Below are 12,703 nucleotides of genomic sequence, written 5' to 3' on the forward strand. Positions count from 1 at the left end.
TACGTGAGGAAAACAGCACATCTTGCTATTTCAATCTCGTTTGGTCTGTTCTCATAGCGAACAGCTGTTTGATCGACAGGCCTTTCACAGCCCTATTTCCACTTGGTCGAGTTCCAACCAGCGCGCCATGCGTTCCAGCTCGGCACGCAACTCGCTTTCAATGCTGCTGTCAACGCCCGGCTCATAATGCACCTGCTTGGCGTGCAACACCGATCTGCTCCGGTCAGCTTTCAGGTCTACCCGGCCAACAAATTCTTCTCCATGGAGCATTGGGAAAACGTAATAGCCGTAGCGGCGGAGCTTTTCCGGGACATAGATTTCGATACGGTACTCGAAGTCGAAGAACTTCTCCAACCGGCGGCGGTTGAAAACCATGGAATCGAATGGCGAAAGCAAACGCAGATCGCGGTCGATCTTGCGTGGAATTTTGGTTCCGGCCTGCAGATAGCACGGTTCGGAAATGCCCTGAATCTGGACTTCTTCAATAAGCCCGTCGAGGGCTTGCGCAGCGAGTTCTTCCTTGGCCTCACGTATCGGCAGGCGGAAATACTCGGCGACACAGTGGGCGGTCGCCACACCGAGGGCCTTCAGTGCGCGCGCGACCAATCGGGTCAGGGCTTCATGGCGGTGCGGTGCATCAATTTCCGGTCGCAGCTCCACAACGTCGCCGGCCAGCGCATAACGGCGTTCAAACTGGGAGTTGCGTCCCAGGGTCAAAATCTGCGCTTGGGCGAAGAGGGACTCGGTGACGTATTTCGTGTCGTTCCAGTTCCAACCCCAGTGGGTCTTCACTTCAACCGGTGCCACATCCAGCGCTTGGCTGATTTGCCGGGCACTGGATCCGGGATGCTCCTTGAGGTACTGCATAACCCGAGCCGAGAGTTCGTGCTGCTCGGTGCTGAACCCGGCGGACCTGTCATTCCAGGTTCTTCGCTGCCACACCCTCAGATCCTGGATCAGTTCTGCGCTGATCACCGAGGCTTCATGAGCCCAGTATTCGGTGATGGGACTGCGCGGTTTAGCCAAGAGCTGGTCCAGCGTGCTGATGTCATAGGCACCCAGCCGGGCAAATATCGGCATGTAGTGTGCCCGGCGCACCACATTGACCGAGTCGATCTGCAATTGCGCAATGCCATCGATGGTGTTGACGATTTTCCGTGCGGTGACGGGTTGTTCTTTCCTGCTCTTGGACAGGCCTTGGGCGGCCAACGCGATTCGTCGAGCCTGTTTGAGGCTGAGAATGCGGTGGCCGCCCAAGCTAGTTGCTGTTGTTCCGATGACTAGCCTTCGGTTGCCATGGCTTTGTCACGGTAGCCACGAGTTTCCTTGGTGGCTTCTTCGTTGGAGCTCAGCGATGGGTCCAAGGAGATGACACCGTACTGGTACTGGGTACGACCGTAGACCACAGCATGCTCACCGGTGGCTTCATCGATGAACAGGTAGAACGGGTGTCCAACCAATTCCATGCGATCCACTGCATCATCAACGCTCATCACTTCAGCTGGGAAGGACTTGCGGCGAATGACCACTGGCGAATACTCGGCGTTTTCCTGAGCTTCAGCTGCTTCCGCGGCCTTCTGGGCTTCGATGGTTTCTTCAACCAGCGACTTTCCACTGGAAGCGGTTGGAAGGCTGCCGGTAGCCTGGTGGACAGCGACCGGGGTGTGGTTGCCGCGGTGAACCTTGCGCTTGTCGCGTGCCTTGCGCAGGCGTTCCAGCAGTTTAGCGAACGCGATGTCGAAAGCGGCGAACTTGTCAGCGCCACGAGCTTCAGCTCGAATTGCTGGGCCACGGCCAACGACAGTCAATTCAACGGACAGTGCAGTGCTCTGATCACGAGCGTGTGCTTCTTTGAGGACCTTGACGTCGATACGCTGTACTTTCGTAGCCAGCTGGTCAACCTTGGTGATTTTCTCATCAACATACTCCCGGAAACGATCCGAAATGGTGATGTTGCGTCCGCTGTAGTTCAGCTCCATGGTGTCCTCCAATAGAGAGTCGGGTGACACAACAGTCCGAAAATTCTTTCTCTTCGGACTGAAGATGGGCTTTTCACTGCATCTGTGATGCATCCCATACTTCACCTTATGCCACCGTGGCCAAGATTCAAGTATCTGGGCTCACATTTTCCGATCGCGGTCAGCGTAATCACTGTTCAGGGTCGGTATTCGGGGGTCTGGTCAAAGCCAGGACCACCGCGCTGGTGACGTCATATCCTGCCTCAATACATGCCATCGCCGCATGCCTCAAGGTGGAACCGGTGGTGAGAACGTCATCAACCAGAATCACCGGCTGGCCTTTGACCGTGGCCGGCTCGGCAACAAAATGGGTCTGGCCGCCACGCCGGTCTGAACCGCTCTTGGTTTTCTGCGCCCCACCCATCGCATATCCGAACCGGTAGTGCAGCAAACTGCGGCATTCAAGATCAGCCCTGAATAACCCGCTTTCCACACCGCGATCCAGCATGGTCTTCACCGGCCAGTACCCGCGTTGTCCCACTGCCTTGAGCGAGCTTGGCATCGGCACCACCAAGGTGGGCAGGTTCTCCCGCTGCGGCGCGCACCCGGCATTCAGTGCCGCAGCAAGATAAGGGGCAAACACCGACCCTAGGAAGTATCGTTGCTTGTTCTTGAATGCCAGCAGCGCACGAGCCAACTCCTTGCCGTAGGCCCCGCAGGCACTCACGGCCAGCTGCCGGCTCAGCGCTGGGAGTTCAACGTACAGGTGATGGGAATCAGGCAAAGGGGGCAGGTGCAGCTGGTGTTGGACTTCGCTGCGGCATTCGGGACAGAGCCGGAAGTCCGCCCGCCCGCAGACCGCGCAGCTGGCCGGAAGAATGAAGTTGGCAACTTCCCTGGCGCCAAATCCAATCCAGCGCATGCAGCGCTGATGGCACAGCTCATCAGCCAGCCGCATGCACTCGTCGAGAAATCCCATAGCTCCAGATTCGTTGATTAGTCCGGAGCAGCACGGTGCCCGCGAGCGAGCTGTGGAGCATTGTGCTGGTTAGCCCGGGTAGGCCACGTCCAGGGCGAAGTCATCGAGTTCATGCCAGGAGTTGCCGACTCGGGTGTACAGCTTTTCGTTGGTTTCCGCATAGACTTCACGGCGGTTGCCCACACCCGTTGCGATGCCCACCATTCCCAACAGCAGCTGCAGGTGCTCGCTGCCGCCTTCAAAGGTAATCTGGGCCGCTTCAACGGCTTTGTCATTGCCCAGCTCGGCAACGATGATCGAGCTGTCCGAATCCCACAGGGCGGTATTCACTGGAACTTCTGGATAGATCTTCATCGGCGAATCGGTAAGTCCTCGCGGCACGCCCTCGGCATCACGGATCACTCCGGCCACGTACACCGACGATTCCTTGCCCTTGGTCGCCACGATCAAGGCCCTCGCGCCGTCGCGTGAGATCCGCAGGGAATCAATCTGCGCGTCTTCCAGCCAGGCGACATCGATCGGGCGCGCTTCGCCCTTCATTTCGGTGTCGGCCGGAACCGCACGTATTGGCGTAGTAGCCCCGTTATCTGCTGTCCAGGTCCACCCGGCCAGATCCATCGAAGGCTGGATCAGTTCTCGGCCTTCCAAGGACAGGCTCAGTTCGCCCTTGTCGTCGATGCCCCACAGCTGGGTGCGTTTCCCGTTCAGGAAGGCATATCGGTTGCCGACCGGAGACATGGCGGGGTCGCGCGGGTTGTAACCGGAAATATCAGGTACGCCGCCCACCGGGATGATTGACAGTCCCTTGACATAGACCAGGTACTGATCCGAGATGCCAATCAGCGTGTCCTGGGTGCTCGGGTTGATCTTGGCCGGCTCGATATTCGTGTCCTCTGAAGAGAGGTTCACTTCATTATCTTCACGCAGCAGCTTCACCTTGTCCACCCGGGCCAGGGTGGTCAGCGTCGCTTCAAGCTGCTGTTTCATCAGCGAGATGCCGCGGTCGGTGGCATCGGCGAAGGAATCGGAGTTCAGGTCAATAGTCGCTTCGCCATCGCGCACCGGTACCGCAGAACGCACCAATTCGCTGGCCGTTGAGAATGCCGAGACCACCGCGTTTTGCAGGTAGGGCGCAGGTCCGTCCAGCAGCGCTTCTACCATCGAGGTGGTGGTGCCGGATCCCGAGGTGAACCAACGGACATCCGGGACCAGGTAGGCGAAGCTCGCATCGTAGAAGTACAGGGTCTGCGCAGCGAAGATCCTGGTGAAGGTCGAAGCTTCGAGCATGGTGCCGTCCGGAGCCTTGGTGATCCGCCATTCGCCTTGGACCTTGGAGACTTCAACATCTACGGCTCGGGTGGAGTGATCCGGGTAGTTGGTGCGCACGCCCTGCTCGTTGACTTCCCCGGTGATTTCAAGCTGGATCGTGTATCGGTTCGCGTTGGCCCCATTGACCACGTTGAAGGCGTCATAGATCAGGGTTTGGGTATCGCCGCGCCAGGTGTTCCCCAGCTGCGCGTTCATGTATTCGCGGGCGACTGCGTAGTCTTCGGAAACCGAGCGTCCGGCCTCGACGAATCCTTCGACGATGGCTCGGGCATCAGCGCCTTCGGCTGGCCCTTCGGCCGCATAGCTGTAGCTTTCGGCACCGCCGTCATCGGTTTCGGCTTCGATCTGCTGGACCGTGGAAGTTCTGGGAATCGAGGCGCATCCGGACAGTGCCAGCATCGCGCAGAGAATTATTGCGAGGCTGGAAAAGATCTTATCCTTCATCAGCTCTCCCCTTCTTTCTTCCGTTCGCCGCTTCCCAGGCTTGGGTCGGTGACATCGTCATCGGGCGATGCCTCATCCAAGTCCAGGTCGAGAATCAGCGGGGTGTAGCCGATCTTGGGGACTTCACCAGTGAGCGGGAAGCTGTCGCCCAAGACGACGCTCGCCAGGCTTTCAGGAACCGATGGGTCAAGCGGAAGCGGCGAGGAAACAATTTCTTGCTCTTCGCTGCGCGGCAGGGTCAAGCGGAAGACCGAACCCACGCCCGGCTTGCCCCACGCTTCCAAACGGCCATCGTGCAACCGGGTGTCTTCCATTGAAATGGACAGGCCCAAGCCGGAACCGCCGGTGGTTCGCGCACGCGCCGGGTCGGCGCGCCAGAAACGGTCGAAGACGTGCCGGCAGGCTTCTTCGGACATGCCGATGCCGTAGTCGCGCACCGTGATGGCCACGGCGTTCTGATTGGATCCGATGGTGATATCGATCGGCTTGCCTTCGCCATGCTCCACAGCGTTGAGCACCAGGTTGCGAATGACGCGCTCCACACGGCGGGGGTCCACTTCCGCTACGCAGCCGTCGCTGGGAGCGTTCAGCCGGATCATCGAACCGTATTCGTCAGCCACCGGGGTGGCGATATCGATGACCTTGCGGGCAATGACGTTCAGGTCTGTTGATTCCCTGTCGAGTACTGCAACGCCGGCATCGAAGCGCGATACTTCCAGCAGGTCATTGAGCAGGTGCTGGAAACGCTCAATTTGGTTGTACATCAGCTCAGCGGAGCGTGCGGTCAGCGGGTCGAAATTTTCGCGCGCATCGTGAATCACTTCGGCCGCCATGCGTACGGTGGTCAGCGGGGTGCGCAATTCGTGGGAGACATCTGAAACGAATCGCTGCTGCATTGCGGAAAGGTTGTTCAAGGCGGTGATCTGCTCTTGCAAGGAGTGCGCCATATGGTTGAAAGCCGAGCCCAAGCGGGCCACTTCATCCTTGCCGGCCACCTTCATGCGGCGATCCAGGTCCCCTGAGGCAATGCGTTCGGAAACGTAGGCGGCGTCGGCTACCGGGCGGACCACGGTTCGGGCTACCGACCAGGCTACGAAGCCTACGACCACCAGCAGGATCAGGCCAGTGAAAGCCATCGCGCGGTTAATGAATTCGAGGGTGTCCTGGACGCTGGACAGGTCATAGACCAGGTACAGGCCATATTCTCGTCCGGGCGGGATCAGCACCTTGGTGCCCACGATCAGCCCGGGCTGGGTTGCATCCTCGGCGCCCAGTTCGATGGAACGCCAATAGATCCCCTGATCCCCTGCAACGCGCTCCGAAAGATCGGCAGGGATCGCTCGGGTGGTCAGGGAGCCAGAAGCCATCGGGCCGACATACAGGGACTGGTCACCGGCAATGGGCATCAGCACGAAGTCGCGAACCACTGTCGCGCCATCGCCTTCCAACGCAGACAGGGTGGAGTTCACCAGCGCCTGGGTGGAGGCGCGGTCAGTGGTGGACGCTGATTCAAGAATGGAGCGGGCCTGGGACAGGCCGCGTTCTGATTCCTTGGAGATCTGGTTGACACGCTCGTCAAAGAGCGTCGAGGAAATCTGGTTGGAGAGGAAGGCACCGGCGGCAACCAAGGCGAGCGCGGTGAACAGCAGCGTCGAGATGACGGTACGGAACAGCAGGTGCCGTTGCCAGCGCAGTCTGCCGGTGCTCCACGGATGCTTGATCCATTGCTCGATTTTGCTCCACCGCGCAGATTTGGCCTGCGAGTGGGCATGCACATCGACCGGAACCAATTCTGCACCGGTCGACGTGTGCGGGCTCAACTTGCCGAACCAGCCTTGTAGCCCACACCGCGCACGGTCTGGATGATCTGCGGTTTCTCCGGATCAATCTCGATCTTGGAGCGCAGACGCTGCACGTGTACGTTGACCAGTCGGGTATCTGCCGCGTGGCGGTAACCCCAGACTGCTTCAAGCAGTTGCTCGCGGCTGAAGACCTGCCATGGCTTGCGTGCCATGGTGACCAGAAGGTCGAATTCCAGCGGGGTCAGTGAAACCACATCGGTTCCGCGGGTCACCCGGTGGCCGGCCACATCGATGGTCACTTCGCCTACCTGCAAGGTTTCGGCGGCGTGGGTTTCGTTTGGACGCAGGCGGGCACGCACGCGGGCTACGAGTTCGGCTGGCTTGAAAGGCTTTGGCACGTAGTCATCGGCACCTGATTCCAGGCCGCGGACCACGTCAGCGGTGTCCGACTTGGCGGTGAGCATCACGACCGGGACATCTGATTCAGCGCTGATCAGCTTGCAGACTTTAATCCCATCGATGCCCGGAAGCATCAGGTCAAGGAGCACCAGATCTGGGTTCGACTCACGGAATGCTTCCAGAGCACCGGAACCCTCATAGCAAAATGAGGTATCGAAACCATCATTTTGCAAGACGATGCCAATCATTTCTGACAACGCTTCGTCATCATCAACGACTAAAATCCGTGCCTTCATCCCATGTCCCCCTGAAACCGTAGGTCGAGGTTTCAACCAACTGGCTAAACCGGGTAGATCAGCTACCCCACTATTCCTAAGATACATGATCAACTGCCCTTTTCGGGCTGTGACCGGCATGAATCAGGCAGTTAGCTACGCATCAACTCTTGTCTGCTCCAACGCTTGGGCATAACTGGCTAGATGCTGGAGGGTTCCGATCGCCTGCGTCGAGGTGCAAGTGGAGAAATCTCCACGCGGCATCAGGGTTAGCGCACCAAGCTGTTCCAGTCCCAAACCCAGCTGGCGCCAGGGGCGGAGAATGGTTTTAACCGCTTGAACCACGCCCGGTGCCCGTGCTCCAGGGGCAAGCGCCTGCAAGAAGACCCGGCCTCCGCTTTCAACCAGCCCGGCGATCCGTTCCCATTTGGCGTTGGTCATGCCTTCAGGATCAATCACCAATGCGTCGGCTCCGGCCTGGTGCAAGATCTCCACCCGTTCAATCCAGCGCTCATCACCGGTAGGCAGGTTCAGCAACGAGGTGAACTGGCGATACGGGTCCTGGCCGGAAAGCACTTCGAGGAACTGCGCATAGGAGCTGCGCACTTCAGCGCGTGGAATCGAACGCAGGGTTCGGTAACCGCTGGCGGTGCTCACCGTGCCATCAAGCACTGCTCCGAACAAGGGTTCATCGAGCTGGAGCGTGAAGTCGCGCAGCGAGGTAATGCGCGCCAGCCGCTGAAGATGCTCGCTGATGCCGTGGGCGTAAGACTCGATGATGTCGCGGCGGGCCCCATGGTCGCTGATAACCCGTTCACCGTTGGCAAGGTACAAGCTGGCGGCCAGGGTCCATGGACCCAGCACGCTCAGCTTGAGCCGCTGTGCAGGTTTCGACTCGGCGCCGAGCACGTCTGCGAGCAGGTTCTCGTCGCTGCGCAGAATGCTGCGGGCCCGGCGGGCGTCAATTCCGTCAGGGGTGCCAACGCGCCATCCGTGCGGCTGCAGGTCGAACCCGAGCTCCGCAAGCATGGTGGCGCTGCGTCCTACCGCATCGGCTCCCACGCCGCGATCGGGCAGCTGCGGGAAAACTGCGAGATTCGGCTCGCCTAATTCACCGCGCACCACCTCGTGGATGGCCATCGGGTCGGTGCCCGGAAACTGGCAGAACGCGGTGGCGTACACATCCTGGCGGAGAACTGCTTGGTTCTCTTGCTTAAGCATTGTTATGCGAGTCAGAAATGTTCTGGTGGTGGCGGATGACTTCAGAGATCACGAAATTCAAGAACTTTTCAGCGAATTCCGGATCAAGGTGCGCTTCATGAGCCAGGGCGCGCAGACGCTCGATCTGCGCCTTCTCGCGATTGGGATCGCTTGGCGGCAGCTGGTGCATGGCTTTCAGATGACCTACGCGCTGGGTCGCCTTGAAGCGTTCAGCCAATAGGAAGACCAGTTGGGCATCGAAGTTGTCGATGCTGCCGCGGATGGCATACAGCTCTTCGAGGACTTCATTTTGGACCTCGCCCTGCAACGAGCTGGCGTGCGGGTCGAATGACTGGGCGCTCTCAGCGTTCTTCGGCTCGTTCATATTCACCAGTTTACGGGTTCATCAGTCGTATTACCCACAAGGTGACATGCCCCGGACACGGTGTTTCCACCATGTCCGGGGCATGCGCCGACTTCGCTGATCCGCCGTCTGCTAGGAAGCGTTCAGCTGTTCAATGAGTTTTCGGCGCTGTGCCTGCTCCCGCGGGTCTGGGACAGGCAGCGAGGCGATCAGCCGCTGGGTGTACTCATGCTGCGGGTTGGCCAGAACCTTCGAGCCAAGGCCTTCCTCCAGCAGCTGGCCGCGGAACAGCACGCCCACCCAGGTTGCCAGCTGGTCCACTACAGCCAAGTCGTGCGAGACGAAAAGGGCTGCGAAGCCCAGCTCGGCCTGCAGTTCGCGGAACAGCTCGAGCACCTTGGCCTGGACCGAGACATCCAGCGCACTGGTTGGCTCATCGGCAATCAGCAGCTTTGGATCCAGGGCCAGTGCACGGGCCAGCGAGGCACGCTGGCGCTGTCCGCCGGAGAGCTCATGCGGGTACCGGTTGGCGAAGCCTGCTGGAAGCTGCACGGCTTCAAGCAGTTCGCCGACCTTCGCACGGTTCTGCACCGGGTTCAAGTCCCGGTGCACCTGAAGCGGCTCGGCCACGCATTCGCCCACGGTCAGGTGCGGGTTGAAGCTGGCAGCCGGGTCCTGGAAGACAAAGCCGATCTGCTCGCGCAGCGGCTTGAAGGTGCGTTCCTTGAACTGAGCCATTTCATAGCCCAGTACCTTCAACGAACCACCGGTGATGCGGTTCAACCCGGCGATGCTGCGGCCAATGGTGGTTTTGCCCGAACCGGACTCCCCCACCAGGCCGTAGACTTCGCCGGCATGGATTTTCAGGTCCACCTCATTGACCGCGGTGAAGCCGGCTGCACCCATGCGCCCGGGGAAGTGCACCTTCAGCCCCTGTGCTTCAACCAGCACCGGCGCGTCCTGGTTAGGCCGTTCCACCAGACCGGCCGAGGCGCTTTCGCGGCCCAGGTGCGGCACGGCGGCAAGCAGGGACTTGGTGTAGTCCTCTTGCGGGGATTCGAAGAGCTCGATGGCTGGCGCCTGCTCCACGATCTGCCCCTGGTTCATCACGATCACCCGGTCGGCAATATCGGCAACCACGCCCATATTGTGGGTGATGATGACAATGGCGGTGCCCAGCTCATCGCGCAGATCGCGCAGCAGCTGGAGGATTTCGGCCTGCACCGTGACATCCAGTGCGGTGGTAGGCTCATCGGCCACGATCAGCTCCGGCTTCAAAGCCAGCGCGGCGGCGATGACCACGCGCTGCTTCTGCCCGCCGGAGAACTGGTGCGGGTAGTAATCCACGCGGGCTTCAGGATCCGGGATGCCGACCTGGCGCATCGCTTCGATGGCCCGGGCCTTGGCGTCCTTCTTGGAGATCTTGTTGTGCGCGCGGATGCCCTCCATGATCTGCCAGCCCACGGTGTAGACCGGGTTCAAAGCGGTGGAAGGCTCCTGGAAGACCATCGCCACGTCGCGGCCGCGGGTTGCGCGCAGTTCATGTCCGCGCAAGGTGAGCATGTTCTTGCCGTTGAGGTACACCCCGCCGCGCGAGGCACCGTTCTCGGCAAGGATGCCCAGTGCGGTACGTGCGGTAACGGACTTGCCGGACCCGGACTCGCCCACAATTGCCAGGATCTCTCCGGCCTTCACGGACAGGTCCACACCGCGCACTGCCGGCACGGCGCCGGCATCGGTGACGAAGTCGATATTCAGGTCTTCAATGCGCAAGACCTCAGGGGCTGCAGCTGCCTCGGAGTTGAGGATAGGACTGTTGGTCACTGGCTTGCTCCTACCTTTCCGGACTGGGTGATGCGCTTGGCCTTCTTGCGGCTGAATCGGCGCAGGCGCGGGTCATTGAGGTCATTCATGGACTCGCCGACCAGGGTCAGGCCCATTACGGTGAGCACGATAGCCAGACCTGGGAACAGGCCGGTCCACCAGATGCCGCTGGTGGCATCGGACATGGCGCGGTTCAGGTCATAACCCCACTCCGAGGCACTGGTCGGTTCGATGCCGAAGCCCAGGAAGCCCAGGCCCGCAAGGGTCAGCAAGGCTTCGGTGGCGTTCAGCGTGAAGATCAGCGGAAGGGTTCGGGTGGCGTTGCGCAGCAGGTGGGCGAACATCACCCGCCATGGGCTGGCGCCGATGACCTGGGCGGATTCCACGAAAGGTTCAGCCTTCAGGCGCATCACTTCGGCACGCACCACGCGGAAGTACTGCGGGATGAACACCACGGTGATGGAGATGGCCGCGGCCATCACGCCGCCGAAGAGCGAGGACTGGCCCTGGGAAATCACAATGGACATCACGATGGCCAGCAACAGCGATGGGAAAGCGTAGATCGCATCGGCAAGGACCACCATGATGCGGTCGAACCAGCCACCGAGGTAGCCGGAGATCAAGCCCAGCAGCACGCCCAGGAAGAGGGACATGACCACAGCGGCGAGGATGACCCAGATGGCAGTCTGCGCACCGAACAGGGTGCGGGAGAATACGTCGTAGCCGGTAGCGGTGGTACCCCAGATGAATTTGGCATCCGGGGCTGCTTGGCGTGGGAAGTCTCCGGAAGCATCCGAGGACTGCGCGAAATCAAAGGGCGCGATCAGCGGGGCGAAGATGGCGGCGATCAAGAACACGCCGGAGAGCACCAGGCCTGCGATGAGCATGCCGCGCTGCAGTCCCGAGGACATCTTCAAGTGCGAGATCACCGGAAGGCGGTTGATCCACGACTTGTTCGAGGTGGGCAGTGTTGGTGTACTCATGATTAGTACCTGACTCTCGGGTCGATCAAGGCGGCCAGCACGTCAACGATGAAGTTGGTGATGGCAACGATAATGGCCAGAAGCACCACGATGCCCTGCACGGCCACGAAGTCGCGGGCGGTGAGGTACTCGGCGAGCTTGAAGCCCAGGCCGGCCCATTCGAAGGTGGTTTCGGTCAGCACCGCGCCGCCTAGCAGCATGGCGATCTGCAGGCCCATCACGGTGATGATCGGAATCAGCGCCGGACGGTAGGCATGCTTGGTGGTCAGGCGGAATTCGCTGACGCCGCGCGAACGGCCGGCTTCCACATATTCGCGGCCCAGGGTGCCAATTGCATTGGTACGCACCAGGCGCAGGAACACGCCGCCGGTGAGCAGGCCCAAAGCCAGGGCAGGGAGGATGGCGTGCTCGGTGACGTTCCAGAACGCTTCCATATTGCCGCTGCGCAGTGCGTCCAGCCAGTAGATGCCCGATGGGCTTTGCAAGCCGGTCAGCGCCAGTTCGGTTTGCCAATCGGCGCGGCCGCTGATTGGCAGCCAGCCCAGCCAGACGCCGAAGACGAGCTTGAGCAGCAGGCCGGCGAAGAATACCGGGGTGGCGTAGGAAAGGATGGCCAGGATGCGCAGGATGGCATCCGGGTAGCGGTCGCGGAACTTCGCGGCAACCAGGCCCAGCGGGATGCCGACGATCAGGGCGACCAGTACAGCGTTGATGGCCAGCTCCACCGTTGCTGCACCGTAGGTGGTCAGCACCTCGGTCACCGCGCGGTTATCGCTCAGCGTGCGTCCCAGGTCTCCGGTGAAGACTTGGCCCAGGTATTCGAGGTACTGGATCAGGATCGGCCGGTCATAGCCGGCTTCATGGATGCGCTGCGCCAGTTGATCCGGGGTGAGGCGTCCGCCCATGGCTGCGGTGATCGGGTCGCCGGTCACGCGCATGAGGAAGAAGACCACTGTGATGAGGATGAAAACAGTGGGAATGATCAGCAAGAATCGGGTAATCAAGTAGCGGAGGAATCCCCCGCCATTTTGCTTTGCTGGTTTGGGTGTTGCTAGCGGGCTGGCTTCTTGGCCCGGTGGCGACGTGATAGTCATCGTCAGTCCTTATAGTTCAGGATGCGTGGCGATGCGCCGTCTTGTGGTTTTC

General features: G+C 60.4%; 11 protein-coding genes. All 11 read right to left on the reverse strand.

What is annotated here, in order from left to right:
- Positions 1 to 84 precede the first annotated feature (84 nt).
- The 11 genes from AARI_RS11385 to AARI_RS11440 all read right to left on the reverse strand — a co-directional run bounded on the left by AARI_RS11385 (position 85) and on the right by AARI_RS11440 (position 12,651).
- Entirely contained in the window at positions 85 to 1,257 is a 1,173-nt protein-coding gene (locus tag AARI_RS11385; RefSeq protein ID WP_013349440.1) for a winged helix-turn-helix domain-containing protein, read from the reverse strand.
- Between the two features lie 23 nt (positions 1,258 to 1,280).
- Positions 1,281 to 1,979 (reverse strand): ribosome hibernation-promoting factor, HPF/YfiA family, encoded by a 699-nt coding sequence (gene hpf / locus AARI_RS11390; protein ID WP_013349441.1) that lies wholly within the window; start codon positions 1,977 to 1,979, stop codon positions 1,281 to 1,283.
- A gap of 169 nt (positions 1,980 to 2,148) precedes the next feature.
- Positions 2,149 to 2,937, reverse strand: coding sequence for a ComF family protein (locus AARI_RS11395; protein WP_013349442.1), 789 nt, complete (start codon positions 2,935 to 2,937; stop codon positions 2,149 to 2,151).
- A gap of 69 nt (positions 2,938 to 3,006) precedes the next feature.
- The gene (locus AARI_RS11405; RefSeq protein ID WP_013349443.1) at positions 3,007 to 4,710 is read right to left on the reverse strand and encodes an LpqB family beta-propeller domain-containing protein; all 1,704 of its coding nucleotides are present in this window, start codon (positions 4,708 to 4,710) and stop codon (positions 3,007 to 3,009) included.
- The gene (gene mtrB, locus AARI_RS11410) at positions 4,710 to 6,530 is read right to left on the reverse strand and encodes an MtrAB system histidine kinase MtrB (protein WP_013349444.1); all 1,821 of its coding nucleotides are present in this window, start codon (positions 6,528 to 6,530) and stop codon (positions 4,710 to 4,712) included. The genes AARI_RS11405 and mtrB overlap by 1 nt, the downstream gene beginning before the upstream one ends.
- Positions 6,527 to 7,207 carry an MtrAB system response regulator MtrA gene (gene mtrA, locus AARI_RS11415; protein ID WP_013349445.1) on the reverse strand — a complete coding sequence of 227 codons (681 nt, stop codon included), beginning with the start codon at positions 7,205 to 7,207 and terminating at the stop codon, positions 6,527 to 6,529. Before mtrA ends, mtrB begins: the two co-directional genes overlap by 4 nt.
- A gap of 135 nt (positions 7,208 to 7,342) precedes the next feature.
- Positions 7,343 to 8,407 carry a uroporphyrinogen decarboxylase/cobalamine-independent methonine synthase family protein gene (locus AARI_RS11420; RefSeq protein WP_013349446.1) on the reverse strand — a complete coding sequence of 355 codons (1,065 nt, stop codon included), beginning with the start codon at positions 8,405 to 8,407 and terminating at the stop codon, positions 7,343 to 7,345.
- Positions 8,400 to 8,771, reverse strand: a complete 372-nt coding sequence (locus tag AARI_RS11425; RefSeq protein ID WP_013349447.1) for a chorismate mutase — start codon at positions 8,769 to 8,771, stop codon at positions 8,400 to 8,402. The genes AARI_RS11420 and AARI_RS11425 overlap by 8 nt, the downstream gene beginning before the upstream one ends.
- 111 nt (positions 8,772 to 8,882) lie before the next feature.
- Positions 8,883 to 10,574, reverse strand: a complete 1,692-nt coding sequence (locus AARI_RS11430) for a dipeptide ABC transporter ATP-binding protein (RefSeq protein ID WP_013349448.1) — start codon at positions 10,572 to 10,574, stop codon at positions 8,883 to 8,885.
- Positions 10,571 to 11,557, reverse strand: coding sequence for an ABC transporter permease (locus AARI_RS11435; protein WP_013349449.1), 987 nt, complete (start codon positions 11,555 to 11,557; stop codon positions 10,571 to 10,573). The genes AARI_RS11430 and AARI_RS11435 overlap by 4 nt, the downstream gene beginning before the upstream one ends.
- A 2-nt stretch (positions 11,558 to 11,559) precedes the next feature.
- Entirely contained in the window at positions 11,560 to 12,651 is a 1,092-nt protein-coding gene (locus AARI_RS11440; RefSeq protein WP_013349450.1) for an ABC transporter permease, read from the reverse strand.
- Between the last annotated feature and the right edge of the window lie 52 nt (positions 12,652 to 12,703).

The sequence above is a fragment of the Glutamicibacter arilaitensis Re117 genome, assembly GCF_000197735.1.
In the GTDB taxonomy this organism is placed as follows: domain Bacteria; phylum Actinomycetota; class Actinomycetes; order Actinomycetales; family Micrococcaceae; genus Glutamicibacter; species Glutamicibacter arilaitensis.

Coding starts and splice junctions, on each gene's coding strand:
- hpf (WP_013349441.1), bottom strand. CDS start 1,979: ATGGAGCTGAACTACAGCGGACGCAACATCACCATTTCGGATCGTTTC.
- AARI_RS11395 (WP_013349442.1), bottom strand. CDS start 2,937: ATGGGATTTCTCGACGAGTGCATGCGGCTGGCTGATGAGCTGTGCCAT.
- AARI_RS11405 (WP_013349443.1), bottom strand. CDS start 4,710: ATGAAGGATAAGATCTTTTCCAGCCTCGCAATAATTCTCTGCGCGATG.
- mtrA (WP_013349445.1), bottom strand. CDS start 7,207: ATGAAGGCACGGATTTTAGTCGTTGATGATGACGAAGCGTTGTCAGAA.
- AARI_RS11420 (WP_013349446.1), bottom strand. CDS start 8,407: ATGCTTAAGCAAGAGAACCAAGCAGTTCTCCGCCAGGATGTGTACGCC.
- AARI_RS11425 (WP_013349447.1), bottom strand. CDS start 8,771: ATGAACGAGCCGAAGAACGCTGAGAGCGCCCAGTCATTCGACCCGCAC.
- AARI_RS11435 (WP_013349449.1), bottom strand. CDS start 11,557: ATGAGTACACCAACACTGCCCACCTCGAACAAGTCGTGGATCAACCGC.
- AARI_RS11440 (WP_013349450.1), bottom strand. CDS start 12,651: ATGACTATCACGTCGCCACCGGGCCAAGAAGCCAGCCCGCTAGCAACA.